The organism is Kutzneria sp. NPDC052558 (assembly GCF_044547355.1).
In the GTDB taxonomy this organism is placed as follows: domain Bacteria; phylum Actinomycetota; class Actinomycetes; order Mycobacteriales; family Pseudonocardiaceae; genus Kutzneria.
This window is the reverse complement of record NZ_JBIUAG010000038.1, coordinates 75,810-101,844: the sequence shown is the minus strand read 5'-3', so window position 1 is coordinate 101,844 and position 26,035 is coordinate 75,810. Positions and strand designations below refer to the sequence as shown.

At 70.9% G+C, this 26,035-nt stretch carries 26 protein-coding genes; 6 read left to right on the top strand and 20 right to left on the bottom strand.

What is annotated here, in order from left to right; genetic code table 11:
* Positions 1 to 131 precede the first annotated feature (131 nt).
* Both ACIG5F_RS42235 and ACIG5F_RS42230 read right to left on the bottom strand, forming a co-directional pair.
* Positions 132 to 1,094 (bottom strand): isopenicillin N synthase family dioxygenase, encoded by a 963-nt coding sequence (locus ACIG5F_RS42235; protein ID WP_396525851.1) that lies wholly within the window; start codon positions 1,092 to 1,094, stop codon positions 132 to 134.
* Entirely contained in the window at positions 1,091 to 1,546 is a 456-nt protein-coding gene (locus ACIG5F_RS42230) for a nucleoside deaminase (protein WP_396525850.1), read from the bottom strand. The genes ACIG5F_RS42235 and ACIG5F_RS42230 overlap by 4 nt, the downstream gene beginning before the upstream one ends.
* Before the next feature lie 46 nt (positions 1,547 to 1,592).
* On the opposite strand from ACIG5F_RS42230, the gene ACIG5F_RS42225 reads away from it, so the two are divergent.
* A complete protein-coding gene (locus tag ACIG5F_RS42225) occupies positions 1,593 to 2,534 on the top strand; it encodes a CHAD domain-containing protein (protein ID WP_396525849.1) in 942 nt (313 codons plus the stop codon).
* A gap of 106 nt (positions 2,535 to 2,640) precedes the next feature.
* Here the strand turns inward: ACIG5F_RS42225 and dapC are convergent, their stop codons facing one another.
* Together dapC and fdxA are read right to left on the bottom strand one after the other, a co-directional pair.
* Complete coding sequence (gene dapC, locus ACIG5F_RS42220; RefSeq protein WP_396525848.1) at positions 2,641 to 3,744, bottom strand: succinyldiaminopimelate transaminase; 1,104 nt, start codon at positions 3,742 to 3,744, stop codon at positions 2,641 to 2,643.
* Complete coding sequence (fdxA, locus tag ACIG5F_RS42215; RefSeq protein ID WP_396525847.1) at positions 3,741 to 4,067, bottom strand: ferredoxin; 327 nt, start codon at positions 4,065 to 4,067, stop codon at positions 3,741 to 3,743. Before fdxA ends, dapC begins: the two co-directional genes overlap by 4 nt.
* Positions 4,068 to 4,251: 184 nt before the next feature.
* Here fdxA and ACIG5F_RS42210 point away from each other — a divergent pair, with 184 nt between their 5' ends.
* Positions 4,252 to 4,953 carry a GNAT family N-acetyltransferase gene (locus ACIG5F_RS42210; protein WP_396525846.1) on the top strand — a complete coding sequence of 234 codons (702 nt, stop codon included), beginning with the start codon at positions 4,252 to 4,254 and terminating at the stop codon, positions 4,951 to 4,953.
* Here the strand turns inward: ACIG5F_RS42210 and ACIG5F_RS42205 are convergent.
* Genes ACIG5F_RS42205 through mshB form a run of 4 tightly spaced genes read right to left on the bottom strand, consistent with a single transcriptional unit; the run spans position 4,950 to position 6,994 of the window.
* A complete protein-coding gene (locus ACIG5F_RS42205) occupies positions 4,950 to 5,111 on the bottom strand; it encodes a hypothetical protein (RefSeq protein ID WP_396525845.1) in 162 nt (53 codons plus the stop codon). The genes ACIG5F_RS42210 and ACIG5F_RS42205 overlap by 4 nt on opposite strands.
* Positions 5,108 to 5,722 (bottom strand): hypothetical protein, encoded by a 615-nt coding sequence (locus ACIG5F_RS42200; protein ID WP_396525844.1) that lies wholly within the window; start codon positions 5,720 to 5,722, stop codon positions 5,108 to 5,110. The genes ACIG5F_RS42205 and ACIG5F_RS42200 overlap by 4 nt, the downstream gene beginning before the upstream one ends.
* Positions 5,715 to 6,131 carry a hypothetical protein gene (locus ACIG5F_RS42195; protein WP_396525843.1) on the bottom strand — a complete coding sequence of 139 codons (417 nt, stop codon included), beginning with the start codon at positions 6,129 to 6,131 and terminating at the stop codon, positions 5,715 to 5,717. Before ACIG5F_RS42195 ends, ACIG5F_RS42200 begins: the two co-directional genes overlap by 8 nt.
* Positions 6,128 to 6,994, bottom strand: coding sequence for an N-acetyl-1-D-myo-inositol-2-amino-2-deoxy-alpha-D-glucopyranoside deacetylase (gene mshB / locus ACIG5F_RS42190; protein ID WP_396525841.1), 867 nt, complete (start codon positions 6,992 to 6,994; stop codon positions 6,128 to 6,130). The genes ACIG5F_RS42195 and mshB overlap by 4 nt, the downstream gene beginning before the upstream one ends.
* Positions 6,995 to 7,416: 422 nt before the next feature.
* Here mshB and ACIG5F_RS42185 point away from each other — a divergent pair, with 422 nt between their 5' ends.
* Positions 7,417 to 8,262 carry a phosphatidylserine/phosphatidylglycerophosphate/cardiolipin synthase family protein gene (locus tag ACIG5F_RS42185; RefSeq protein ID WP_396525840.1) on the top strand — a complete coding sequence of 282 codons (846 nt, stop codon included), beginning with the start codon at positions 7,417 to 7,419 and terminating at the stop codon, positions 8,260 to 8,262.
* Positions 8,263 to 8,477: 215 nt separating this feature from the next.
* Here ACIG5F_RS42185 and ACIG5F_RS42180 read toward each other — a convergent pair whose 3' ends face one another.
* From ACIG5F_RS42180 to ACIG5F_RS42125, 12 genes are all read right to left on the bottom strand, one after another.
* Positions 8,478 to 9,527, bottom strand: coding sequence for an ABC transporter ATP-binding protein (locus ACIG5F_RS42180; RefSeq protein ID WP_396525839.1), 1,050 nt, complete (start codon positions 9,525 to 9,527; stop codon positions 8,478 to 8,480).
* Positions 9,524 to 10,663 carry an ABC transporter ATP-binding protein gene (locus ACIG5F_RS42175; RefSeq protein ID WP_396525838.1) on the bottom strand — a complete coding sequence of 380 codons (1,140 nt, stop codon included), beginning with the start codon at positions 10,661 to 10,663 and terminating at the stop codon, positions 9,524 to 9,526. Before ACIG5F_RS42175 ends, ACIG5F_RS42180 begins: the two co-directional genes overlap by 4 nt.
* Positions 10,663 to 11,586, bottom strand: a complete 924-nt coding sequence (locus ACIG5F_RS42170) for an ABC transporter permease (protein ID WP_396525837.1) — start codon at positions 11,584 to 11,586, stop codon at positions 10,663 to 10,665. Before ACIG5F_RS42170 ends, ACIG5F_RS42175 begins: the two co-directional genes overlap by 1 nt.
* On the bottom strand, positions 11,579 to 12,577 hold the full coding sequence (locus ACIG5F_RS42165) for an ABC transporter permease (RefSeq protein ID WP_396525836.1): 999 nt from the start codon (positions 12,575 to 12,577) through the stop codon (positions 11,579 to 11,581). Before ACIG5F_RS42165 ends, ACIG5F_RS42170 begins: the two co-directional genes overlap by 8 nt.
* A gap of 169 nt (positions 12,578 to 12,746) precedes the next feature.
* Positions 12,747 to 14,555, bottom strand: coding sequence for an ABC transporter family substrate-binding protein (locus tag ACIG5F_RS42160; RefSeq protein WP_396525835.1), 1,809 nt, complete (start codon positions 14,553 to 14,555; stop codon positions 12,747 to 12,749).
* Between the two features lie 309 nt (positions 14,556 to 14,864).
* Complete coding sequence (locus tag ACIG5F_RS42155; protein ID WP_396525834.1) at positions 14,865 to 16,616, bottom strand: ABC transporter family substrate-binding protein; 1,752 nt, start codon at positions 16,614 to 16,616, stop codon at positions 14,865 to 14,867.
* Between the two features lie 118 nt (positions 16,617 to 16,734).
* Complete coding sequence (gene typA / locus ACIG5F_RS42150) at positions 16,735 to 18,660, bottom strand: translational GTPase TypA (protein WP_396525833.1); 1,926 nt, start codon at positions 18,658 to 18,660, stop codon at positions 16,735 to 16,737.
* Positions 18,661 to 18,997: 337 nt separating this feature from the next.
* Positions 18,998 to 19,846 (bottom strand): NBR1-Ig-like domain-containing protein, encoded by an 849-nt coding sequence (locus tag ACIG5F_RS42145; protein WP_396525832.1) that lies wholly within the window; start codon positions 19,844 to 19,846, stop codon positions 18,998 to 19,000.
* A gap of 105 nt (positions 19,847 to 19,951) precedes the next feature.
* Positions 19,952 to 20,296: a hypothetical protein gene (locus ACIG5F_RS42140; protein WP_396525831.1), complete on the bottom strand. Its 345-nt coding sequence runs from the start codon at positions 20,294 to 20,296 to the stop codon at positions 19,952 to 19,954.
* A 99-nt stretch (positions 20,297 to 20,395) separates the two neighbouring features.
* Positions 20,396 to 20,806, bottom strand: a complete 411-nt coding sequence (locus tag ACIG5F_RS42135; RefSeq protein WP_396525830.1) for a (deoxy)nucleoside triphosphate pyrophosphohydrolase — start codon at positions 20,804 to 20,806, stop codon at positions 20,396 to 20,398.
* Positions 20,807 to 20,808: 2 nt separating this feature from the next.
* Positions 20,809 to 22,167, bottom strand: a complete 1,359-nt coding sequence (locus tag ACIG5F_RS42130; protein ID WP_396525829.1) for an ATP-binding protein — start codon at positions 22,165 to 22,167, stop codon at positions 20,809 to 20,811.
* Entirely contained in the window at positions 22,164 to 22,871 is a 708-nt protein-coding gene (locus ACIG5F_RS42125; protein ID WP_211763712.1) for a response regulator transcription factor, read from the bottom strand. The genes ACIG5F_RS42130 and ACIG5F_RS42125 overlap by 4 nt, the downstream gene beginning before the upstream one ends.
* A 219-nt stretch (positions 22,872 to 23,090) precedes the next feature.
* On the opposite strand from ACIG5F_RS42125, the gene ACIG5F_RS42120 reads away from it, so the two are divergent.
* From ACIG5F_RS42120 to ACIG5F_RS42110, 3 genes are read left to right on the top strand one after another with little or no spacing between them, the layout of a single operon-like run.
* The gene (locus ACIG5F_RS42120; RefSeq protein WP_396525827.1) at positions 23,091 to 24,209 is read left to right on the top strand and encodes an outer membrane lipoprotein carrier protein LolA; all 1,119 of its coding nucleotides are present in this window, start codon (positions 23,091 to 23,093) and stop codon (positions 24,207 to 24,209) included.
* The gene (locus ACIG5F_RS42115) at positions 24,206 to 25,174 is read left to right on the top strand and encodes an ABC transporter ATP-binding protein (RefSeq protein ID WP_396525826.1); all 969 of its coding nucleotides are present in this window, start codon (positions 24,206 to 24,208) and stop codon (positions 25,172 to 25,174) included. Before ACIG5F_RS42120 ends, ACIG5F_RS42115 begins: the two co-directional genes overlap by 4 nt.
* A complete protein-coding gene (locus ACIG5F_RS42110; protein ID WP_396525825.1) occupies positions 25,171 to 26,031 on the top strand; it encodes an ABC transporter permease subunit in 861 nt (286 codons plus the stop codon). Before ACIG5F_RS42115 ends, ACIG5F_RS42110 begins: the two co-directional genes overlap by 4 nt.
* The last annotated feature ends 4 nt before the right edge of the window (positions 26,032 to 26,035 follow it).

Here is a 26,035-nt window from a genome sequence, read left to right as displayed (position 1 = left end):
CCCACCCCTCAGCCGAACAACGCCCAACCCCTCACCGCAAACCCCACCCCCGGCAACCGCGCGGCGCGGGCACCAGAACCACAACCACACCCACCACCAGGCCACCGGACTACGCCGGATCCCCCAGCCGATCACCCCACGCTGATCGCCGCGAGCTTTTCCTTCAGGTACTGGCCCCAGTTGGTGGGCGGGTAGCTGCGGCGGCCGATGGGCGGGGCCATGGACTCGACGACGGCGTCGTGGTTGGCCTCGTAGAAGAAGACCAGGGACACCAGGTCCTCGCTCGGCGCATCCGGGGATGGAGGCAGGACACGGTGCCGGGTGGAGCGCCAGCGGTCGCCGGTCCAGCGGGCCATGAGGTCGCCGATGTTGATGGTGAACGCCGCAGGGTCGTACGGGGCGTCGACCCACTGGCCGTCCTGGGTGTAGATCTGGAGGCCGCCGAGGCCGGGCTCGCGATCGAGCACGGTGACGGTGCCGAAGTCGGTGTGTGGGCCGATGCGGAACTGACCGTCGGCGGCGGGCCCGACGCTGGTCAGGGGCGGATACCAGTTGATGTTGAAGCCGTAGGTGGGCTCGCTCAGGAACGGCTCGAAGTAGTCCACGTCGAGGCCCAGGGCGACGGCGCACAGGGCCATCAGCTCGTCGGACAGGGCGTGCATCTCGTCCAGGTACTCGCCGACGACGTCGCGCATCCGAGGCAGCTCGGCGTCGGGCCAGACGTTGGGGGCGAACCACTCGGCGTCGACGGCGGGATCGCCGGTCGGGGTGTCGCAGGCGGCGGTGAAGGACTCCTTCATGTCCGGCGGCGTGGGCGTGCCCTCGGCGTAGCCGTTGGCCTCGGCCCCGGGCGGCAGCCAGCCCCGGCCGCCGACGGCGGTGGCGTAGCGCTGCTTGGTCTCCTCGGGCAGGGCGAAGAACTCCCGCGCGACCGAGCGGGTGGCGTCGCGCAGCTCGGTGCTCACCTCGTGCCCGGTGACGAGCAGGAAGCCGGCGGTCTGCAAGGCCTGGTCGACACGGGCGGCGACCTCGGCCCGGTCCCGGTCGTCGCCGTGGAACCACGCCTGGAGATCGATACTCGGCACTGCGCTCACGGCGTCTCCCCAATGTCCTCGAACCACAGGTGCGGCTCCGCCGCGATGAACTCCGTCATCATGCCCACGCACTCGGCGTCGTCCAACACGGTCACGGCCACGCCGTGCTCGGCCAGCCAGTCATGACCGCCGTGGAAGGTCCGCGCCTCGCCGATCACCACCCGGCCGATGTTGAACTGGCGCACCAGACCGGAGCAGTACCAGCATGGCGACAGCGTGGTCACCATGATCGTGTCACGGTAGGTGGCGCGCCGGCCGGCGTTGCGGAAGGCGGCGGTCTCGGCGTGCATCGACGGATCACCGTCCTGCACGCGACGGTTGTGACCGCTGCCCAACAGCGTGCCGTCGACGTGGAAAAGCGCGGCCCCGATCGGGATTCCGCCCTCGGCGCGACCCGCACGCGCCTCCCGCACCGCCGCATCGAGCAGCCCGGCGTCCGACGATCTCGGCATCCCTTCAGGGGAGCCATTCATACGTTCTTCACCTACCATTCACTCGATGAGCCCTCGGACCATCGCCGCAGCTCGCCGGCCCGTGACGCCCGAGCGGCTGGGCCTGGCCCCGCTCCCGGTCCCGGCGACCGCGAAGGATCCGGTGGCCCGCCACGTCCGAGCCGCCCTGCACGCCCAGACGTTGGCCATGCTGCACTACGAACCCGGCACCCGCACCGGTGAGGACCCCGAGGACCTGCACCAGATGCGCGTCGCCCTTCGGCGGCTGCGAGCCGTCCTCAAATCAGCGCCCGGAAGTGTGCCCGACTGTGACCGGCTGCGGACCGAACTGGGCTGGCTGGGCGGGGCGCTCGGGCCGGTGCGGGATCTGGACGTGCTCATCGACCGCCTGCGAGCCGAGGCCGACGACTTCCCCGAGGACGAGCGGGCCGTCGCGGCCACGCTGCTCGACGGCCTCGTCGCCGAACGCCTCGCCGCCCGCGAACGCCTGACCGCCGCGCTGAACAGCCCGCGCTACCGGACGCTGCTCACCCACCTCGCCCAGGCCGCCAACTCCGAGATCGACCCCGATGCCCCGCAGCCGGAGCTGCTCGACCTGGTCCGCGCCCCCTACCGGAAGCTCCGCCGGGCCGTGCAGGCCCTGCCGGCCGATCCGCCCGACGAGCAGCTGCACCGGCTGCGCATCCTCGGCAAGCGTTTGCGGTACGCCGCCGAGCTGGTCCGGCCCATCACCGGCAAGCGGCTCAAGGAGCTGGTGCGAGCCAGCAAGGAGCTCCAGGAGGTGCTGGGCGAGCACCAAGACGCCTGCGTCGCCGAGCAGGAGGTCCGGCGACTGGTGGCGGCCCAGGGCGACGTCGTCGACTGGGACCTGGTCTTCGTCGCCGGACGCCTGGTCGAGCGGGAGCACGTCCGCCGGTTGGCTACCCGCGACCTCTGGCAGGCGGCTTGGCTGGCGGTCGACCGCCAGGGTAAAGCCGCCCTTCGCTGACACCCCCTCTTTTGCCACATGCGCTTCCTATGTGGCATCAGACGCCAAGTAGGAAGCGCATGTGGCAAAAAGCTGGGGTGCCCGGTGGCGGGGGCGCTAGCCTCGCCTAGGCGGTGAGGCGGGAGGCTGCGGCGGCGATGCGTTCGTCGGTGGCCGTCAACGCCATGCGGACGTGCCGGTCGCCGGACGGGCCGTAGAAGGTGCCCGGCGCGACCAGGATGCCCAGCGACGCCAGCCAGCCGGCGGTCTTCCAGGCGTCCTCGTCACGGGTGGCCCACAGGTACAGACCGGCCTCGGAGTGGTCGATGCGGAAGCCGGCGCCGAGCAGCGCCTCTCGCAGCACCTTGCGCCGGGCCTCGTAGCGGGCCCGCTGGTCGACGACGTGCTGGTCGTCGCTGAGGGCGGCGGTCATGGCCGACTGCACGGGCCGAGGCACGATCATGCCGGCGTGCTTGCGGGTCTCCAGCAGCCGCTTGACCAGGACCGGGTCGCCGGTGACGAACCCCGCGCGGTAGCCGGCCAGGCTGGAGGACTTGGACAGCGAGTGCACAGCCAGCAGGCCTTCGGTGCTGCCGCCGCTCACGCGCGGGTCCAGGATCGACACGGCGGAAGCGTCCCAGGTCAGGGACAGGTAGCACTCGTCGGAGGCGACGACCACGCCCCGCTCCCGGGCCCAGTCCACGACCTTGCGCAGGTGCTCGACGGGCAGCACCCGGCCGGTCGGATTGGACGGGGAGTTGAGCCACAACAGGGCCGGCGTGCGGGGACCGAGCGCCGTGAGGCCCTCCACCCGCGCCACCTCGGCGCCGGCGAGCAGGGCCCCGACCTCGTAGGTCGGATACGCCAGCTCGGGAATGGCCACCAGGTCCCCGGCGCGCACGCCGAGCAGCGTGGGCAGCCAGGCCACCATCTCCTTGGACCCGATCGTCGGCAGCACGGCCACCGGGTCGAGCCCGGTGACCCCGAACCGCCGGGCCATCGCCTCGACGGCGGCCTGGCGCAGTTCGGGAGTGCCATGCGTGGTCGGGTAGCCGGGCTGGTCGGAGACGGCCGCGAGGGCGTCCCGGATCAGCTCCGGCACCGGGTCGACCGGGGTCCCGACGGACAGGTCGACCACACCGTCAGGGTGCGACCGCGCCGTGGCGGTGTGGTCGGCCAGCGAGTCCCACGGGAAGTCCGGCAGCGCCGGCCCCGTCGTAAAGCCACTCACTCGTGCGCGGCCTGCTGCGGCAGCTGGGCCACGAACGACGGGTCGTTGCTGGTCTTGCCGATCTTCGCCGCGCCGCCGGGCGAGCCCAGCTCGTCGAAGAAGTCCGCGTTGGCCTTGGTGTAGTCCTTCCACTGGTCGGGGACGTCGTCCTCGTAGTAGATGGCCTCCACCGGGCACACCGGCTCACAGGCACCGCAGTCGACGCACTCGTCGGGGTGGATGTAGAGCATCCGGTCACCCTCGTAGATGCAGTCGACGGGGCACTCCTCGATGCACGCCTTGTCGAGCACATCGACGCAGGGCTCGGCGATCACGTAGGTCACTGCGTTCTCCTGCTTCCCTCTTCGTTCATCCGCCGCGAGACACCGTCAGGGGTCCGCGCGCACCGGGTCAGTATCCCCCGGCCGGCCGGTCCGGCTCGCACCTGGTCACCCCAACCGCAACGGTACGTCCCGAAAGCCGGGAAAATTGCTGGATCGGCCATGTGGGCCCGGGCACAGTCACCCCGTGGACACCGTCACCGAGCTGGAATCGCTGTGCGCCGACGCGTGGCCGGCGCTGGTCGACGAGCGCCTCGGCGAGTGGCGTCTGCGCGCCGCCGGCGGCTTCACCGGCCGGGCCAACACGGCCCTGACCATCGGCGATCCCGGCATGCCCGTGGCCGAGGCCCTCGCCGCCACGGCGGCCTTCGCGGCGCGGCACGGCATCGAGCCCAAGGCACACGTCATCCAAGGGTCCGAGACCGAACGGCGGATCCGGGACGAGGGATGGCAGCGGGCCACCGACCATCCGGGCGGCGCCGTGTCGCAGGTGATGACCGGTCCGGTGCCCGAGGGGGAGCCCCTGGGCGAGGTCCTGGACAAGCCGTCACGGCAGTGGTGGCAATTCAGCGTCGGGGAGCCCACGGCCGCGCAGCGACACGTGCTCGGCACGGGTCCACAGCTCGGCTTCGGGTACGTCGAGGACACCGCCGTGGTCCGGGGCTGTGTGGTCGGCTCGACGCTGCACATCGCCCGGCTGGCGGTCGACCCCGGGGCACGGCGTCAGGGCGTCGCCAAGCGACTGCTGGCGGCCCTGGGCGAGTGGGCACGGCAGTGCGGCGCGGACCGGTCGGTGTTGCAGGTGGAGGTCAACAACACCGCGGCGATCCGGCTGTACGAGGGGCTCGGCTTCACCGAGCACCATCGGTACGGCTACTGGAAGCCCTAGCGCGGCTTCTTCTTGTCGGTGTGACGTTGGTCACCGACGATGCGGAACTGCGGCCCCTTCACGCTGGGCTTGGCCTCCCCCTCCTTGCCGTCGACCAGGGCCTTGATCGCGTCGACCGGGTCGTTGGAGTGCCGGTCGTCCTTGCGCTGCACACTCATGAATTCCTCCCACGCGGGTCCCAGCGGACCGCGCTCTGCTCCCGGATCCAGCGCCGCGCCCGCGAGCGCAGGCGCCACAACCCCAGCCTGCCACCGATCAGGGGCCGGGCGCGCCCGTCGATGGTCGCCAACAGGTCGCCGAGCCGCTGGATGGTGACGGCCAGGGCCCGCACGGTCACCCGGCCGTGGCGGCGGCTGGCCTCGGCCAGCTCGGCCAGCAGCCAGGCGGTCTGGCCCTCCTCGTCGCCGCCGACCGGGGCGGCGTTCACGTCACGGTCGTAGAGCACGGCGGCCAGCACCCGCACCCGCAGCTCCAGGGTGTCGGCCTCGGCGCACACCACCAGCGCCTCGCCGGCCAGGCCGAGGGCGCGGCGGTCGACGCCGGTGGAGGCGACCAGCAGCGGCATGAGGGCGGCGACCCGGTGGCTGAGCTCGTCGGGCAGCGAGCCGAGTCGGGCCAGGTACTTGGGGTCGACGCCGTCGATGTTGGCCACGGCCCCGATGGCCCGGCCGTGCAGCCGGAACGGGTCGGGCTCGGTCAGGACGGCGAGCAGCTGCGTCGCGGCGCGGGCGAAGGGGCGCAGCGCGGCGACGACCTCCGGGTCATCCACTGCCCACCGGCTGCTGGGCCAGGGACGCGCGGGCGGCCCGGCCGAGCGCGTTGCCGAGCACGACGGCCGACGGCAGCGAGCCGGCGGCCAGCAGCGCGAGGATCCGCCAGTCGGGATAGACCAGGAACTCGCCGCCGGGGCCGCCGACGGTCAGCCACAGGGTGACTGCCAGCCAGGCGAAGGCCGGCAGGCCGCCGACCCAGGTCACCGGCCGCAGCCGGGCGGCCGCCCGCACCAGCAGCGGCGTGGTCAGGGCGGCGATCACGATGGTGATCGGGAACGGGAAGCCGCCCAGGTCCGGCAGCACCGTGCCGTCGAACCGGGCCGGCAGGAACACGAGGTCGACGACCGCTAGCAGGATCGCGTCGAGCACCAGCACGACGAGGACCGCCCAGTCGCCGGGCCTCATCGCGAGCGTTCCACGTCGTTGAGGCCGCCGAACAGGTCGGTCTCGGCTCCCTCGGCCGGCCCGGCGGCGAGCACGAAGTACTCGGTGCCGATGACCGGCTGGGCGATGCCGTTGGACAGCGCGTAGCAGGCCGCGCCTTCGCCGTTCTGCCACACGCCGACCTGGGTGGCGTGGGCCCGTAGCGCGCTCAGCCGGGCCGGCACGTGGTCCTCGACCGACACCCGGGTGGTGATGATGTCGTCGTCCACCACGGCCAGTTCGCCCGGCTCGGGCATCCGCCACGGCACGCCCTCGACGCCGCGCAGCTTTTCGATCCCTTCGGCCACGGCGTCGCGGGAGGACACCGTGTGGAACACGCGCAGCACCTCGGGCACCATGGCCGCCGCCGCGGTGGTGATCTCGTGCGCGCGGATGTGGTCGGGGTGGCCGTAGCCGCCGAAGCTGTCGTAACCCACGACGACCTGGGGCTTCACCTGGCGCAGCACCTCGGCCAGTTGCTCGGTCTGCACGGCGATGTCACCGCCGACGAAGGCCCGGGGATGCTTGCTGGACGGCGTGCCGGCCATGCCCGAGTCCCGCCAGCGCCCGATGCCGCCCAGGAAGCGGTGGTCGTTGACCCGCAGCGCGGCGCAGGCCGAGCGCAGCTCGCCGACCCGGTACCCGCCGAGCTGGTCGGCGGCCTCGGCCCGCAGCTCGTTCAGGCTGGCCGGGATGATCTCGCCCTCCTCGCCGAGCGTGCAGGTGACGACGGTGACGTGCACGCCGAGGGAGGCGTAGTGGGCGATGGTTCCCCCCGTGCACAGGCTCTCGTCGTCGGGGTGCGCGTGCACCAGCGCGAGCCGGGGAGGGGCGGTCAGGGTCACCGGCCCAGGGTAGTTGCCCGGCCCGACAAGGGCCGGTGGCGGGGAGGCCGAGACCGCGTCCGGGGACTGGGGAATCTGCGAACGCGGCCTCGTTTCCCCCCTTGCGTCGACAACCCGGGCGCACCGAGTTCCCCCCTGCCGCGAGGCCGGCAGCGACTCGGTACGCCCTTCGTCGACGAGTCACAGCTAACCAAGGGGGCGTGACGTCTCCGTGACGCGGTGGCGGCGCAGCGGCCCGGGCCGGTCAACCGTGAATTACCGGCCCCGCGCGAGAATACGATTCGCGCTATCAACAAGACATGAAGACGAGCCTTTTACTCGCCATTCCCGCCGCCTTGTCCATGACATTACCTTTAGCCCCACAATCAGCGTTGACGCTGGTCACACAGCCACAACAGGGTTACACCGCCATATACGACCTGATGAACAGCGCGCAAAAAACCCTCGACCTGACAATGTACGAGCTGACCGACACGACCGCGGAGAACGACCTCGTGAACGCCGCCGCGCGCGGCGTGACGGTGCGGGTCGTGTTGGACGTCAACCGGGAGAAGTCACACAACCAGGCCGCCTACACGCTGCTGTCCGGCAAGGGGGTGCACGTGGTCTGGGCCAACACGACCTACGCCGCCACCCACCAGAAGACGCTGACCGTCGACGGGGTCACGTCGGCGATCATGACCGGCAACCTGACCAGCCAGTACTACGCCACCAGCCGCGACTTCTCGGTCCTCGACACCACCGCCGCCGATGTCGCCGCCATCGAGAAGGTGTTCAACGCCGACTACGCCCACTCGGCGGTCACCCCGGGCGACGGCGCCGACCTGGTGTGGAGCCCCACCGACTCCCAGTCCCACCTGCTGGCCCTGATCAACGGGGCCACCGCCACGCTCCAGGTGGAGAACGAGGAGATGGGCCTGCCGGCCGTCACCACCGCGCTGGAGAACGCGGCCAAGCGCGGCGTCGCCGTGCAGGTGGTCATGACCAACACCGCCGACGACTACGCCACCGAGTTCGACGCCCTCACCGCCGCCGGGGCCAAGGTCGCCACCTACGCCGCCGACGCCTCGCTCTACATCCACGCCAAGGCCATCGTCGCCGACTACGGCCGCACCGGGGCCAAGGTGTTCCTGGGCTCGGAGAACTTCTCCAATGCCTCCCTCAACTCCAACCGGGAGCTGGGCCTGATCACCACCGACGCGGCGGTGCTGTCCTCGGTGCACTCGACGCTGGCGTCGGACTACAGCGGCGGCACGGTGTGGTCATGACGCGACGGCGTCACGAAAATGTCAGACCCCCTCGCTAGGGTCGAAGACACCGTGGGGAGGAACCGGTAAATGCCGAGAGGTTGGGCGAGGTCTGCTCGTGGAGAGCGCTCGCCTGATCTCTCGGTGTGCTTTCTGGGGCTCCCGCGCCGGGCCGGCCCAGCAAAGGAAATGGCCGCCGGACCGGGGTCCGACGGCCATCCGCGTGAGCGGCAGGCTCAGGCGACGGGCATCTCCTCGGCGAAGTGGCAGGCCGACAGCAGCTCGCTGTCGCCGCGCTTGCGCAGCTCCGGCACCTCGGTGGCGCAGATGTCCTGGGCCTTCCAGCACCGCGTGCGGAACCGGCAGCCCGATGGCGGGTTCACCGGGCTGGGCACGTCACCGGTGAGCACGATCCGGTTGCGCTGGCGTTCCCGCTCGCGCTTGGGGTCGGGCACCGGCACGGCCGACAGCAGCGCCTGTGTGTACGGGTGCATGGGCCGGCTGTAGATGAGCTCCCGCGGCCCCACCTCGATCAGCGTGCCCAGGTACATGACGGCCACCCGGTGCGACAGGTGCCGCACCACCGACAGGTCGTGGGCCACGAACAGGTAGGCCAGGTTGAGCTCCTGCTGCAACTCCTCCAGCAGGTTGACCACGCCGGCCTGCACGGACACGTCCAGCGCCGACACCGGCTCGTCCAGCACCACGAACTTGGGGTTCAGCGCCAGCGCCCGGGCGATGCCGATGCGCTGCCGCTGGCCGCCGGAGAACTCGTGGGCGTACCGGTTGCGGTGCTCCGGGTTCAGGCCGACGATCTCCATCAGCTGGTTGATCCGGGCCTGGATCTCGTCCGGGCTGCCGAACCGGTGGATGCGCAGCGGCTCGGCGATGATGTCGTTGACCTGCCAGCGCGGGTCCAGCGACGCGTACGGGTCCTGGAACACGATCTGGAGGTCCCGGCGCATCGCCTGGAGCTCCTTGCCGGCCATGGTGGTCAGCTCGCGGCCCTCGAACTTCACCGAGCCCGAGGTGGGCTTGTGCAGCTGGAGGATGGCCCGGCCGGTGGTGGACTTGCCCGAGCCGGACTCGCCGACCAGGCCCAGCGTCTCGCCGGCGGCCAGGTCGAAGCTGACGCCGTGCACGGCCTGCACCTGGCCGACGGTGCGCGGGATGATGCCGCCGCCGCGGACCGGGAAGGACTTGTACAGGTCCTTCACCTGGAGCAGGGGCGTGCCGGTGGTGTCCGCGCCGCCGGTCGCCGGCTTGGTCTCGGTGCCGGTGCTCACGACGCGGCCTCCTTCGTTGAGTCGGCGCCGTCCGCGAGGTGCTCCTCGACGACCACCTCGGGGTTGTCGATCAGGAGCGCCGCGATCGGCTCCTCGGCGCCGATCTCCTTGCGGGCGAACAGCTTCTTCGGGTCCTCGTAGCCGGCCAGGTCGTTCCAGCGGTGGCACCGGGTCAGGTGCGCGACCGCGCCGCCGACCTCGGCCAGCTCCGGCTCCGCCTCGTGGCAGACCGGGGCCACCAGCGGGCAGCGCGGCGAGAACGCGCAGCCGCTGGGCAGGTTGACCAGCGAGGGCGGCGCGCCGGAGATCGGGGTCAGCCGCTGGCCGATCAGGCTCGGGTCCGGGTTGGAGCCGAGCAGGCCGACCGTGTACGGCATGCGCGGGGTGTCGAACACCTCGTCCACCGCCCCGGCCTCGACCACGGTGCCGGCGTACATCACCTGCACCTTGTCGACCATGCCGGCGACCACGCCCAGGTCGTGGGTGATCATGATGATGGCCGCGCTCGTCTCGTCCCGGATGCGCAGCAGCGTCTCCAGGATCTGCGCCTGCACGGTCACGTCCAGCGCGGTGGTCGGCTCGTCGGCGATGATCACGTCCGGGTCGTTGATGATCGCCATGGCGATCACCACGCGCTGGCGCATGCCGCCGGAGAACTCGTGCGGGTACTGCTTGGCCCGCCGGTCCGGCTGCGGGATGCCGACCTGCTCCAGGGACTCGACCGCCTTGGCCCAGGCCACCTTCTTGGACACCTTGTGGTGCTCCAGGTAGGCCTCGGCCAGCTGCGCGCCCACGGTGAACACGGGGTTCAGCGAGGTCATCGGGTCCTGGAAGATCATGGCGATCGAGTTGCCGCGGAACTTGCGCATCTCGTTGTAGCTCAGGCCGTTGAGCTCCTGGCCGCGGTAGGCGATGGAGCCGGAGATGCGCGCGGTCCGGGGCAGCAGGCCCAGGATGGCCATGGAGGACACCGACTTGCCGGAGCCGGACTCGCCGACCACGCCCAGCACCTCGCCGGGCCGAAGGTCGAAGCTGAGGTCGCGGACCGCGTGCACCACGCCGTCGTCGGTGGGGAACTCGACGGTCAGGTCGGACACCCGCAGCAGCGGCTCGTTCGTGTCGATCGAGTCGGTCATCACGCACGCACCTTCGTCTGCCTCGGGTCGAACGCGTCACGCAGTCCGTCGCCGATGAAGCTGATGGTCACCGAGATGAGCACGATGGCCAGGAACGGACCCCAGAACAGCCACGGCCGCAGCAGCACCTGGGTGTAGTTGTCCTGCACGATCAGGCCCAGCGAGGTGTCGGGCAGCTGCACGCCCAGGCCGATGAACGACAGCGCCGCCTCGGTCAGCACGGCGGCCGACACCGACAGCGTGGCGTTCACGGTGATCGTGCCGATCATGTTCGGGATCAGGTGCTTGAACACGATGTGCCAGGTGCCGGCGCCGGCCGCGCGGGAGGCCTCGACGAACTCGCGGGCCGCCAGCGACAGCGCCTCGCCGCGGGTGATGCGGGCGATCTGCATCCAGCTGAAGATGGCCAGCACGCCGGCCACCACGTACCAGCTCGGGGTCAGCGCGTGCACCAGCAGCGCGACCACGGCGATCTGCGGCACGATCAGGAACAGGTCGACCAGCCGCATCAGGGCGTTGTCGATGAAACCCCGCAGGTAGCCGGCGACCGCGCCGACGAGCACGCCGACCACGGTCGAGCTGATCGCCACCGAGAAGGCGATGGCCAGCGAGAACTGGGTGCCGCGCAGCAGCTGCGCGAGCCCGTCCCGGCCGAGCTGGTCGGTGCCGAGCAGGTGCCGGCCGCTGGGCGGCAGGTAGCCGCCGGAGCTGGTGTCGGCGAAGTTGTAGGGCAGGAAGAACGGCACCACGACGGCCACCACGGCCAGCAGCACCAGCACGCCCAGGCTGACCATGGCCAGCCGGTGGCGCACGAACCGGCCGAGGATGATGGACGTCTGGGACCGCGCCTTGGCGTCGAACTCGTGGCGCACGGCGTCGGCGGCGGCGCCGCCGTCCGCGGTGGTCTGGGTAGCGTTAGCCAAGGCGGATCCTCGGGTCGAGAAGGCCGTAGAGCAGGTCAGAGATCAGGTTGAAGATGACGACCACCGTCGCCGTCACGGCGAACCAGCCCATCAGGGTCGGTGGGTCGTAGTTGCCGACCGACTTCACCAGCACGGTGCCCATGCCGTTCCAGCCGAACACCCGCTCGGTGATGATGGCGCCGCCGATGATGGCCCCGATGTTGAGCGCGAACAGCGTGCTGACCGGGATCAGCGCGTTGCGCATGGCGTGCCGGAAGATCACGCGGGCCTGCGACAGGCCCTTGGCCCGGGCGGTGCGCACGTAGTCGGCGTTGAGCGTCTCCAGCATGGAGGCGCGCTGGAACCGGCTGTAGGCGGCGAAGCTGATGGTCATCAGCGAGATCGTCGGCAGCAGGAAGGTGCCGGTGTAGTTGACGATGACCTGGCCGAGGTTGTGGCCGAAGCCGTTGGTCGGCGGGCCCGCGGTGGTCAGCCAGCGCTGCAGGTGCAGCGAGACCAGCAGGTCGTTGAACTGGATGCCGTAGTTCTTCACCACGACCGCGACACACGCGATGGGCATCGAGAACATCAGGAACGCGACGCTGGTCATGATGTAGTCGAAGATCGAGTACTGCCGGACGGCGGAGAACACGCCCACGGCCACGCCCAGCACCAGCGCCAGCAGCTCGGCCCCGATGACCAGCCGCAGCGTCACCCACAGCGCGTTGGTGATGGTGGTGTACACGGGGGCCTGGGCCTCGCCCAGGGCGACGCTGACTCCCCAGTTGCCGGTCAGGAAGCCGGTCAGCCAGTTCCAGTAGCGGATCAGGATCGGCTGGTCCAGGCCCAGCTGGATGGACAGGGAGTGGATCTGCTCGGCGGTCACGCCGGGCTTGGTCTTCAGCGCGGCCAGCGGGTCACCGGCGGACGCCACGAGTATGAAGACGAGGAAGCTGCCGATCAGCAGGATGGGTATGGAGATCAGCAACCGTCGAATCAGGTACTGGAACACGGGTTGCTCCTCGACGACCTCACGCCGACGCTGGTCGGGTAGCCGGCTGGAGCGAGGTCTGCCTGGACGGGTGGGGACGGGGTCAGTACAGCACGGGCGCGCCCCGGCGCCGATCGCGACCGCGACCGACGCCGGGGAGCCTTCAACCGTAGTGCCGATCAGAAACTGATCAGGCGTTGGGCTTCTGCCACTCGTTGGCGTTCCACAGAGCGCCGTAGTACGACTGGAAGTAGGCCCGGTCGATGTCGCCGGTGTAGGCGTACATGTTCGGCGGCTGGAACAGCGGGAACGTGCAGTACGTCGCCGCGATCGCCTTGTCGGCCGCCTGGTAGTCGGCGATCGACTGGGTGTCGTCGGTCTCGGTGGCCGCCTTCTTGAAGGACGCGTCCGAGGCCGCGGTGCCGCAGCCGTTCCAGTTCTGGCCGCCGTCGGTGGTGTAGGTGGCCAGGCCCGAGGAGTGGAAGGGCTGGACCGACCACGCGAACAGGGCGACGTCGTAGTCGCTCTGGCTGACCCGCTTGTCCAGGAAGTTGGCGTCGGTGTCGTCCTGGATGTCGATGCCGGCCGCCTTGCACTCCTGCTGCAGCAGCGCGACGGTCGACTTACGGCGCGGAATGTCGGTGTGGCTGATCTTGAACGACAGGCGCTGGCCGTTCTTGGCCATGATGCCGTCCGCGCCGAGCTTCCAGCCGTCGGCCTCCAGGGTCGACTTGGCCGTCGCCGGGTTGTTGATCAGCTTGTCCGAGTAGTTGTCGGTGTAGCCGGTCTGGTTCGGGAAGAACACGACGCTGTTGAACGGCTTGGCGTCCGGCTGGACCTGCTTGATCAGCTTGTCCACCAGCTCGTTGCGGTTGATGCACTGGCCGAAGGCCTTGCGCACCGCCTCGTCCTGGAAGATCGGCCGCTTCAGGTTCAGGTCGAGGTGCTCGTAGTTCAGACCCGAGGTGGCGCCGTAGGTGATGCCCGAGGAGGCCAGCTGCTGCAGCTGCTGGGCCGCGTTGTTGTCCGGCTGGGCCGAGGAGATGACCTGCTCCTCGTTGTTCTGCAGCGCCTGGACCTGGGCGTTGGAGTCGGGGATCGCCTTCAGGGTGATCTGCGACGGGCCGCCCGCGTTGCCCTTCCACTTCGGGTTGCGCACCAGCGTGATCGAGGTGCCCTGCTGCCAGTCCTTGATCATGTACGCGCCGGAGGCGGGGCCGAGGTCGGACTTCCAGCCGTTCCAGCCCTCGTTCCAGAACTTGGAGACCTTGTCCAGCACGTCGGCCGGGCTCTTCGGGGTCACCTGGGTGATGTCCGAGACGCCGGTCTGCTTCTCCAGGATGTGCGCCGGCAGCAGGTCGTCGCCGATGCCGAACAGGCCCTTGTAGTCACCGAACGGCTCGGAGAACGTCGTCACGAAGGTGGTGTCGTTCTCGCACTTGGCCGAGCTGATGGAGCTGTAGCCGGTGGTGCTGCCGGGCAGGAAGTAGGTGCCCGAGCCGTCCGGCTTCTTGTCCTGGCCGCTCTGCGACAGCCAGGCCAGGTAGAAGTCCTTGCAGTTCCACGGCGCGCCGTCGGACCACTCGACACCCGGCTTGATCTTCCAGGTGACCGTCTGCGGGCTGGACGACGTGACGTCGACCGAGTCCATGACGTCCTTGTTCAGCAGGACCTTGTTGTTGCCGTCCAGGATGAACGGACGGGCGAGGACCTGGATCAAGGCGTACGTGTTGTACGACTGGACCGCGCTCTCCTCCGCGTTGTTGTACGCGGTAAAGGGCTTGTCGGTGGAAACGACGACCGGGCCCATGTCGGCGACCTTGGGGGCGGTGTACGTGTCACCGGATTCACCCTTGGCAATGGCAGTGTTCGAGTTGCCCGAACCCGCCCCGTTGCTCTGATCGCCTCCACCAGAGCCGCCACATGCGGTCAGCATGAGCGCGGCGCCGGCGATCACCGCGATCGCGGGGATCGCGGGGATCGCCTTGGATCTCCTCATTGACACGTGCCCTCCTAGCACAGGGCGGCCGCGACTCGATCAGTCGACGTGCACACCCGGGGACCATAGCGCGCCACAAGCTACTCGACCTGCGCGCCTGTGCCAGGCACCGTAAGAAGGGGAATACCCGGCGGTCACCAGGGACACGGCGATCGTGACCAAAGGGTGACACGGTGACAGCGCGTAGCGATTGACTCGTTACCGGCCGGGATCGTCCGGTACCCGAACGGGCGAAAAATCTGTCAAGAGTTGAAATCGGCGAGTGTCGCCGCGCTGACCGAATTAACAGCAATTAACAACACGAACGGGTCACTTCCGAACTGATCGGCGCCACGTCGGGGCGCCGGCAAAGGGACCGACCAAGGGGGGTCCGCCGTTCACCCCAGTGATCTCGGGACCGGTTGCGAGCACATCGGCGAGTTGGAACAACGGCAACGCCACGTGTTGTTGCCACAGCGCCGGTTCGACCGTGGCCAGGGCGTCCGACAGCGACATCGCGCCGGTCAGCGCGGCGTCGATGGTCGGCTGGAGGCCGTGGTCGCAGAACCCGTCCGGATTGGCCGCGGGCAGCGCGGTCGTGCCGTCGGGCAACGGGCCCCGGCAGCCGAACGAGGTCGCCAGCACGCTCGCCGCGTCCCCGCTGACCGCCTGCGGGACGATGGCGATGTCCACCGTCGAGGCGGCGTCCCCGCCCGCGTCGGTGGTCGGGCTGGCGCTGGTCGCGCTACTCCCGGTCACCGTGGTCGTGGTGGTCGACGGCAGCACCGTGCCGAACAGCTGGTCACCCGACGTGTTGAGAATGGTCGCCCCGATGCCGGCCGCCATCAGCTGCTGTTGCAACACCCCGGCCAGCTGCGAGTAGGGAGCACGGTCGTTGGGCGCGCCGATCACGAGGTTCAGTGGCACTCCGTCACGGACCCACGATCCGTTGGTCTTGGTGTAGCCCAGCTGAGTGAGCAGCTGGGACACGGTGTCGGCGTTGGGCGTGCCCACGCCGGCCGGGATGGTCGGCTGGTAGCCGGGCTGCGACGGGGCCACAACCAGCGAGTCGGCCCGCAGCGCGGCCGAGGGCCCGCCGGCCGAGCCGATGGAGACCAACGCCTCGCGGTCGATCGCGGCGAACACCGCGGCCCGCAGCGTCGGGTCGGACAGCCGGGGACTGGACTGGCGCAGCAACACCTGGACCACCACCGGGTTGGGCACGGTGGTCAGCTGCGCCGACTTGCCCAGCTCGGTGAGCGCCCGCATCGTGCTGTCGCTCGGGTCGAGCACCGCCAGCTGGTCGTCGCCGGCCTTGAGCGCGCCGACCAGGTCGGCCGCGCCGGCCTGGCGCAGCAGCACCTGCTGCAACTTGGTCGACTGACCCCAGTAGCGGTCGTTGCGCTGCAACAGGATCTCGCCGCGCTCCTGGTCGATGTCCCGGACCGAGAACGGGCCGCCGGCCACCGGGTACGTGGTGCTCAGCGCGCCGGTCCAGCCGCCGGGGGCGTCCTTGAGCAGGTGAGCCGGCATCAGGTCGTTGAACAGCGACCGCCAGCCCGGGTAGGGCTGGCTGAAGGTCACGTCCGCGACCCGGCCGCCGTCCCGGGCCGACACGCCGGTGATCAGCCGGTAGCCGGCCGGGTCGACCACGCCGGGCTGGCTGCGCATGTTCTGCCACAGGTAGGCGAAGTCCTCGGCGGCGATCGGCGCGCCGTCACCCCAGGCCGCCTGCGGCTGGATGGTGTACGTGACCGTGTACGGGGCGACCTTGGTCACCTCGGCCGAGGCCATCAGCGTCTGGTCCAGCACCGGCGAGCCGTCCGGCCCGGTGTGGAAAACCGAGGGCAGCACGAGTTCGCCCAGCGCCCGGGTGACCGTGGTCTGGTTGGCCAGCAGATGCGGGTTGTAGCCGCCCTTCACGCTGTCCACGCCGACCACCAGCTGGGTGGGATCGGTCGGATGCGTGGGCGTGACCGTGGTCGGCGGGGCGCTAACCAACGGGGGCGGCGGGGAGTCGGTGCACGCCGTCAGCAGCGAGACCGCCGCCGCGAGGGCGAGCAGCACCGACCTGCCGCGCACGAATCCCCCTCCAGACGCCGAAAAGTCAGGGGCGACGCCCCGTGTGGTCCACAGCCGTCAACTATGGACCACACGGGTGATAAGACGTGCTCGGGGTACCCGGGGTTGCTGGAAGGCGCTACTTGGCGGCGGCGTCGCGGGTCTTGGCGCGGGAGCGCTCGCGGCCGCGGGTGGTGGCGTCCAGCACCAGCTTGCGCACCCGGACCACGGTCGGGGCCACCTCGACGCACTCGTCGCTGGCGCAGAACTCCAGCGCCTCCTCCAGCGACAGCTTGCGCGGACGGGCCAGCGTCTCCATCACGTCGGCCGAGGACTGCCGCATGTTGGTGAGCTTCTTCTCCCGGGCCACGTTGATGTCCAGGTCCTCGGCCCGCGGGTTCTCGCCCACGACCATGCCCTCGTAGGAGTCCTGGCCGGGCTCCACGAAGAAGGTGCCGCGGTCGGCCAGCTGGATCATCGCGTACGCGGTGATCGGGCCGGTGCGGTCGGCGACCAGCGAGCCGGAGTGCCGGGTGCGGATCTCGCCGGCCCACGGGTGGTAGCCCTCGAACACGTGGTTGGCGATGCCGGTGCCGCGGGTCTCGGTGAGGAAGTCGGTGCGGAAGCCGATCAGGCCGCGGGCCGGGACCACGTAGTCCAGCTTGATGCGGCCGGTGCCGTGGCCGTCCATGTGCTCCATGCGGCCCTTGCGGTTGGCCAGCAGCTGCGTGATCGCGCCCAGGTGCTCCTCGGGGGCGTCCACGGTCAGCCGCTCGTACGGCTCGCACAGCACGCCGTCGATGGTGCGGGTGACCACCTGCGGCTTGCCCACGGTCAGCTCGAAGCCCTCGCGGCGCATCTGCTCGACCAGGATGGCCAGCGCCAGCTCGCCACGGCCCTGCACCTCCCAGGTGTCGGGGCGCTCGGTGGGCAGCACGCGGATCGAGACGTTGCCGACCAGCTCGCTGTCCAGCCGGGCCTTGACCAGGCGGGCGGTCAGCTTGGTGCCGCCGTTGCGGCCGGCCAGCGGCGAGGTGTTGACGCCGATGGTCATGGAGATGGCCGGCTCGTCCACGGTGATCCGGGGCAGCGGCTCGGGGTTCTCGGCGTCGGCCAGCGTGTCGCCGATGGTGATGTCCTGGATGCCGGCGATGGCCACCAGGTCGCCGGCGGCGGCCCGCTCGGCCGGCTGGCGCTCCAGGCCCTCGGTGATCAGCAGCTCGGTGATCTTGACCCGCTGGGTCGAGCCGTCCTCGCGGCACCAGGCCACGAACTCGCCCTTGCGCATGGTGCCGGCGTGGATGCGGCACAGCGCGATACGGCCGAGGAAGCTGCTGGCGTCCAGGTTGGTGACCAGCGCGCGCAGCGGGGCCTCGGGGTCGCCGGTCGGCGCGGGCAGGTGGCCCAGCAGCACGTCGAACAGCGGGTCCAGGTTCTCGCTGTCGGGCAGGCCGCCGTCCTCGGGCTGGACCAGGCTGGCCTTGCCGGCGCGGGCCGAGGCGTAGATGACCGGCAGGTCGAGCACGGACCCGGAATCGAAACTGCCGGCGCCGTCTGCGTCATCAAGCTCGGCGGCCAGGTCCAGCAGCAGGTCGTGGGTCTCCTCGACGACCTCGGCGATGCGGGCGTCGGGGCGGTCGACCTTGTTGACGACCAGCACGACCGGCAGGCCGGCGGCCAGCGTCTTGCGCAGCACGAAGCGGGTCTGCGGCAGCGGGCCCTCGCTGGCGTCGACCAGCAGCAGCACGCCGTCGACCATGGACAGCGCGCGCTCGACCTCGCCGCCGAAGTCGGCGTGGCCGGGGGTGTCGACCACGTTGATCGTGACCACACCGTCGGGCGTGCTGCGCCGGACCGCGGTGTTCTTGGCCAGGATCGTGATGCCCTTCTCACGTTCCAGGTCGCCGGAGTCCATGACCCGGTCGACCAGCTCGGCCCGGGCGGCGAAGGCGCCCGACTGCCGCAGCATGGCGTCGACCAGCGTGGTCTTGCCGTGGTCGACGTGCGCGATGATGGCGACGTTGCGTAGGTCCGTGCGGATCTGACTCGCGGTGGCCGTGGGCACGCGGAACTCCTAGAGCTACGAAGGTGGGAGGTGGGCACCGGCGGCCTTCTGATACCCGCACGTGTCCTGCTCCATCATACCTTTTCGGACGCGCGGGTTCCGACTAAGGCAAGGCTCACCTATCCTGTCCGGAGTCGAGGACGGGAGCGCGCCGGGTGGGCAAGGTCAAGGTCAAGAAGAAATGCTGCCGGTCCAAGCCGAGGTGCAAGCGGTGCCCGGTCCTTGCCCTGCTCAAGGCCAAGAAGAAGGCGGCGTGACCCACGGCGGGGGCGGCGGTTTGTCGATCTTGTTCGACCGGCCGGGACGGCCGTCCGCCCGTGACGGGATTCACACCTGATCACCCCGTGGGCGCGATCACTTTGACGTCGTAGAAGACCCCGTTGCGGTCGGGCAGCACCAGCGCGCCCTCGGCGTCGACCATTTTCCAGAGCACGTGGCAGGTGCCGGCGGCCTTGGGCGTGACCGCGACACTCACCGCCACCATCTGGCCGGGCTCGGCGTCGGGCACCGGCACCCGCGTCGGCGACTCGCACAGCACGGTGGTGCCGCCGGCGATGGCCAGGAACCGGCCGTGCCACGGCACCGTGCCGATGTTCTTCAGCCGCCACACCTTGGTGAAGGTCTGGCCGACCAGCACCTGCGAGCCGTCCGGGTAGGTCATGTCGCCGGACAGGCCGTCGCCGCCGAAGCCGGAGGCGTCCCCGGGCAGCGGGTAGGGGTTGGCCGCGCCCCAGGTCGGCAGGTGCCGGAACAGCCTGGGCACCAGCACCGCGGCGGCGGCCAGCAGCACCACGGCCGCGGCAGCCAACACGACCCGCCGACGCCGTCGAGGCTTGGTCGGCTCCGGCTCCTCGGCCACCGGCTCCTCCGGGTTCGCGAGCTCGGCATTGGCTGTCTCCCAACGGAAACGCCACTCCCGCCGGACGTCGTCGCCCGAGCCGGCCAGGCAGCGCACGAACTCCCAGGTGGTCTCCCAGGACGGCAGCGTGCGGCCCCGGGTGGCCGCCGACAGCGTGGACTTCGACGCCGCGGCCCCAAGCTCGGCGCGCATCCGGTCGTAGGACGGGTTGCCGGCGAGCTCCTTCAACTCCAGCAGGTCGCGGGCGAATCGGGCCGCCGGGCCGTCGCCGGCGTCGGGAACGATGTGCCTGCGCCCTCGCCGAGCCTGCTGCTGAGGACTGGTCACGGGCCGGGAATATAAACCACCCGGGGGTATGTCAACGATGCGTGACGGAACGAGCGGGGCGGGTGACACCCCCCGATGTCACCCGCCCGCTCAGCTCAGCTCAGCTCAGAGCGAGCAGCCCTTCTTGATCTTGACGACGTGCTCGTCCACGCCGATGTCGAACTTCTTCTTGCCCTTGGTGCCGCCGTTGGTCTTCAGGCAGTAAATGGACTGCCGGTCGTCGGTGTCCTCGGTGACGATGCCGGCCGAGACCGCGCCCGAGCAGTGGTTGTTGAAGTAGACGGTCACCGTGGTGAAGCCGTCGCCCCAGGAGTAGTTGGCCTTCGCGTCCTTGGGCGAGGTGCAAGCGATGCTCGCATCGTGGGTGGCGGCGTCGGCGGCCGGGGCCGCGACGGCCATCAGGCCCAGACCCAGCGCGCCGGCGGTGACAACGGCCATGACCTTGTTCATGTTTTCCCCTCGTGACTGGCGGAAATCCGCTGCGCACAGCCAAGCCCGACCGGGCCGTCCGGTTCAAGCCGGAAATGTGCGAAGTCTTGTTCGTGCAGGTCAGAGGTTTGTTCGACTGGCCAATCGAACATTTTCGGCCAGATCCGGAAGGAACGCGAGGTCGGCGTCCAGCCACGGCAGGCCGTCGAATTCCTCGACGCTCACCCACATGACGGCACTGTGCTCCACGGCGATCGGCTCGGCGCTTTCCTCCGCCAGTTCGGCGGAATAGAGCCGCAGAATCATGCCGTTCCGCAGCGGAACATCGGGACCGATACGCCGCCCGACCGACACTTCGACGCACAGTTCTTCCCGGCATTCTCGGACGACCGCCGATTCCTCGGACTCCCCCGGTTCCACCCGGCCGCCGGGGAATTCCCAGCGACCGGCGTCCGCGCTCGGATACGCCCGCTGCTGGGCCAGCACCTGTCCGTTCCGCACGATGGCGGTGGCGACGACGATCTGGGTCACGATCAGATCCTGCCCCACATCGCCAGGCCGGCGGCCTGCCAACGGACCTCGAACCGCGCGCCGCCCTCGGGCGAGTCGGTCACGCGCACGGTGCCGCCGCGGCGCTGCACGGCCTCGGCCACCAGGGCCAGGCCCAGACCCGCGCCGCCGGTCCCGCGGCCACGGTCGTCCTGCACGCGGTAGAAGCGATCGAACAGCCGACTGCGGTGTTCCACCGGCACGCCGGGCCCGTCGTCGTCGACCAGCAGGCGCACGGTCGCGCCGGCCGGCAGCACCGACACCCGCACCTGCACGCGCGCGTACCGGAGGGCGTTGTTGAGCAGGTTGTTCAGCACCAGCGCGACCTCCCCCGGCGCGCACAGCACCACGGCCCCGGCCCTCGGGGCGTCGACCCGGATGCGCGGGCCGCCGTCAGCTGACAGGCGCTCGGCCGCGGCGATCGCCGCCTCGCTCACGTCGACCCGACCCACCGGCTGCGACTCCCCCGCGTCCGAGCGGGCCAGCGCCAACAGGTCGTCGACCAGGGTCGACATGCGCTCCGACTCCTCCTCGACCGCGGCCAACACCTCCTGCGCGAACTCCGGATCGGGGTGCGTCACCGCGACCTCCGCCTGCGCGCGGATCGACGCCACCGGCGAGCGCAGCTCGTGCGCGGCGTCACCGGTGAAACGCCGCAGCCGCTGGACCGCCTCGTCGCGCCGGGCCAGCAGGCCGTTCATCGCTTCGGCCAGCGAGCGCAGCTCGTCGTGCGCCTCCGGCACCGGCAGCCGCTCGCCCTGCGGCAGCGCGCCCGCGGCGGCGTGCATGCGGCGCACCGGCCACAGCGACCAGCCGACCAGGAACCACGTCGCCACGCCGATCAGCAGCGACGCGAGCACCGCCGCCAGCGACAGCCAGGCCGCGCCTTCCTTCACCGCCTCGTTGTAGCCGACCAGGCCCGCGCTTCCGACGACCAGGCGCGGCAGGCCCGTGGGGTCGTAGACCACCTGCCCGACCCATCGGTGCGGCGGATCGTCCTCCTGGCGCAGCACGCTCACACCCGCCATCAGCGCGTCGATGTCGTGCTCGCTCAGGTTCGGCGGCCGACCGCCGTCGACCGGCGTGCCCTCGGTGTCCAGCACGCGCACCTGCGTGTCGGTGCCGGCCGAGTCCACCGGCTTGCCCTGCGCCACCTGCACGGTCGCGGAATCCAGCGCGTGGTGCAGCTCCGTGTCCGCGACCCCGACCAGCAGCGAGCCGATCGCGCCGCCGCCGAAGTGGGCCAGCACCAGCAGGCACGCCATCGCGAACAGCGTGGCCGAGCCCGTGATCTTCGAACGCAGCGAGCGCCGTCGCCACCACGCGCGTGGGTCCAGGGTCATCGGCGGAGCGCGGCGTCCAGCTCCGGCGAGCTGGCCATGTATCCGTGGCCGCGGATCGTGCGCACCACGTCACCCGCGCCCACGGCCTCCAGCTTTCGCCGCAGATAGCCCACGTACACCTCGACCGCGTTGCGCGTGGCCGCCAGCTCGTCGCCCCACACCGTGCGCAGCAGCTCGTCCTTCGTGACCACCGCCCCCGCCCGGCTGGCCAGCACCTCCAGCACCGCGAACTCACGGGGGCTCAGCGCCACCACCTCCCCGGCCCAGCGCACCTCGCGCCCGGCGCGGTCGATGACCAGCTCCCCCACCTTCAGCTGCACCGCCGCCGCCTCGCTCGACGCCCCCCGCCGCAGCACCGCCCGCACCTGCGCCACCAGCACCATGAAGGAGAACGGCTTCACCAGATAGCCGTCCGCCCCGAGGTCCAGGCCGTCCGCCTGGTCCACCTCGCCGTCCTTGGCCGACACCAGCAGCACGGGCGTCTCCACGTTCTCGGCCCGCATGTGCTGGAGCACCCGGTAGCCCGACAGGCCCGGCAGCATGATGTCCAGCAGCACCACGTCGAAGCTGCCGGTCAACGCCGCCCGCAGCCCGCTCGGCCCGTCCGCCGCGCACACCACGTCCATCCCCTCGGCCGTCAGGCCGCGTTCCAGCGCCCGACGCACCCCCATCTCGTCGTCCACTACGAGCACCCGTGGTCTCACCCGGCCAGTATGGCCACGCCCGCGCCCGCTCTCAGGGATCTCTCAGCCGCCCGCGTCGGCGCGGCCGGCTCCCGTTCTCAGCTTCGGCCCAGCTCCCGGCCGGTCGCCGCCGACATCGCCCCCACCTGCGCTCTCAGCTTTCTCTCAGCTCCTCAGCCCGGTCTCAGCTGGCCTTGACCAAGCTCGAAGCGTTCACTGGACGCGATGGGAAGGGGAGCCATGAGCGGGAAGAAGGCAGGTCTGGTCGTCGGGGCGGCCGGCGTGCTGGCCGGCGTGGTCGGCCTGGGGGTGCTCGCGGCGCCGGCCGGCGCGGGGCCCGCCCCCGTGCTGCCCACGGTCAGCGCCGAGGACCTGGTGCAGTCGGTGCTCACCGCGAAGTCGGTGCCGGCGCTGGCCGGCACCGTCACCGCGACCAACAACCTGGGGCTGGCAGCGGTGCCGGGCCTCGGCTCGGCGTCGAAGTTCCTCACCAACGGCTCGACCAGCGCCCAGGTCTGGACCGACGGCAAGGGCCGGGGCCGGCTGTCGCTGCCGAGCGGCACCTCCGAGGAGACCGTCGTCTTCGACGGGACCACGGTGTGGGACTGGAACTCGTCCGACAACACCGTGCGCAAGAGCACCGGCGCGCCCGACAAGGCGCACCCGGACAAGCCCTCCAGCGGCGAGGTCGCCACCGACCCGGCCCAGGCGGCCAAGCAGGTCATCGGGCTGATCAGCAAGGACAGCACGGTCAAGGTGGACGGCACCGCGACCGTCGCCGGCCGCTCGGCCTACGAGCTGGTGCTGGCGCCCAAGCCGACCGAGCGCACGATGCTGCGTGAGGTGCGCATCGCCGTCGACTCGGAGACCAAGATCCCGCTGCGGCTGAGCGTGCTGGCCAACGGCAACGCCCAGCCGGTGGCGCAGATCGGCTTCTCCAAGCTGGAGGTCGCGGCCCAGGACCCGGCGCTGTTCACGTTCACGCCGCCGGCCAACGCCAAGGTCGAGACCGGCGACACCGAGCACCAGGTGGCCAAGGACCGCAGCCAGGCGCCCAAGGACCTGCCCGAGCCGCAGCTCGTGGGCAGCGGCTGGGACACCGTCCTGGTGGAGAAGCTGCCGGCCGGCGCGCTGAGCGCCAGCCCCGACAAGACCGGCACCACCCAGCAGGGGCGGCAGCAGGGCGTCGACCCGTCGCGGCTGCTCGGCGAGCTGGGCAAGCGCGTCACCGGTCCGTGGGGCTCGGGCTACGAGATCAGCACCGCCGTCGGCACCGCGCTGATCCTCGACGACGGCCGCATCGCCGTCGGAGCCGTGCCGGAGCAGGCGCTGACCGACGCGCTGGCGAGCGTGAAGTGACCAGCACCTCCCTCGTGGAGCCGGGAGTGGGGGCGGCGCTGGCCGCCCCCACCCTCGCGGCGCGGACTCGGGGACTGCGCAAGACATACGGCAGCACGGTCGCCGTGGACCAGGTCGACCTGGATGTGCCCGACGGCGCCGTGCTGGGGATGCTGGGCCCGAACGGGTCGGGCAAGACCACCACCATCCGGATGCTGCTCGGGCTCGTGCAGCCGACGGCGGGCGAGGTGGAGCTGCTGGGCCACCCGATGCCGGCCGGCGCGCAGATCTCGCTGCCGCACGTCGGCGCGCTGGTCGAAGGTCCCGGCTTCCATCCCTTCCTGTCCGGACGGGAGAACCTGCGGCGGGTCGCCGCCGCCGAGCCGCTGATGGCGTCCTCGGCGATCGCCGCCTCGGTGTCGGACGCGCTGGAGCGGGTCGGGCTGGCCGACGCCGCCGACCGCCGCTACCGGGGCTACTCGCTCGGCATGAAGCAGCGGCTGGGGCTGGCCGCCGTGCTGCTGCTGCCGCGGCGGCTGGTCGTGCTGGACGAGCCGACCAACGGGCTCGACCCGGCCGGCACGCGGGAGATCCGGCGGGTGATCGCCGAGCTGCACGCCGCCGGCACCACCGTGCTGGTCAGCTCCCACCTGCTGGCCGAGATCGAGGCCACCTGCACGCACGTCGCCGTGCTGCACAAGGGTTCCGTCGTCGCCCAGGGCGAGCTGGCCGAGCTGCTGGAGGCCGGCGCGCCGGCCCTGCTGGTGTCCACCCCGGACGTCGAGACCTCTCTCGACGCCCTGCGGGACAACGGCATCGCCGCCCGGTCCACCGAGGACGGCCTGTTCGTCGAACTCATCGGCACCACCGCGCCCCAGGTCGTGCGGCGGCTGGTCGAGGCCGGCGCCGAGGTGCACGAGGTGCGCCGGCGCCGCACCGGGCTGGAGGACCTGTTCGCCCAGCTCACGGAGGGGGAATCCGAATGACCGCCGCCATCCTGGACCGGCCCGCGCCGGACCGCCCCGTCCGCGCGCCGCTCGGCCGGCTGCTGGCCTCCGAGCTGCGCTGGGTGCTGCGCCGGCCGCGGACCGTCATCGCCATCGTGCTGCTGGCCGGGGTGCCCGTGCTCATCGGCGTCGGCACCCGCATCGCCAGCAGCGCCGGCATCGGCCCCGGGGGCGGGGGCCTGTTCGCCAGCCTCATCGGCAACGGCTTCGTGCTGCCGATCCTGTCCCTGACGCTGCTGCTCACCATGCTGCTGCCGCTGCTCGGGGCCATGGCCGCCGCCGACGCCCTGGCCGGCGAGGCCGCCCACGGCACCCTTCGCGGGCTGCTCATGGCCCCGGTCAGCCGGGCTCGGCTGCTCGGCGTCAAGGCCTTCGGCGTCGGCGTCACCGTGTTCATCGCCGTCGTCGCCATCGCGCTGGTGGGGCTGCTCACCGGGGTCGTGCTCGTCGGCACCGACGGCCTGATCACCTTGTCCGGCACCACCTTGAGCTTCGGCTCCGCCCTGGGTCGGATCGGCCTGGCCGTGCTGTGGGTGACCTTCCAGGTCTGGGCCGTGGCCGCCATCGCCCTGGCCGTGTCGGCCTTCACCGAGCACCCGCTGGTCGTCATGGCCGCCACCCTGGCCGGGGCCCTGGTGTTCGGCATCCTGACCGTGATCCCCCAGCTCGACTGGCTCCAGCCGTACCTGCTGACCAGCACCTGGCCCACGGTCACCGACGTGCTGCGCGACCCCATGCCGTGGGACGGCCTGGTCAACAGCACCCTCAAGGCCGCCTGCTACCTCGTCATCGGCCTCGGCGCGGCCTACGCCCGCCTGTCCACAAAGGACGGTTAGGTGG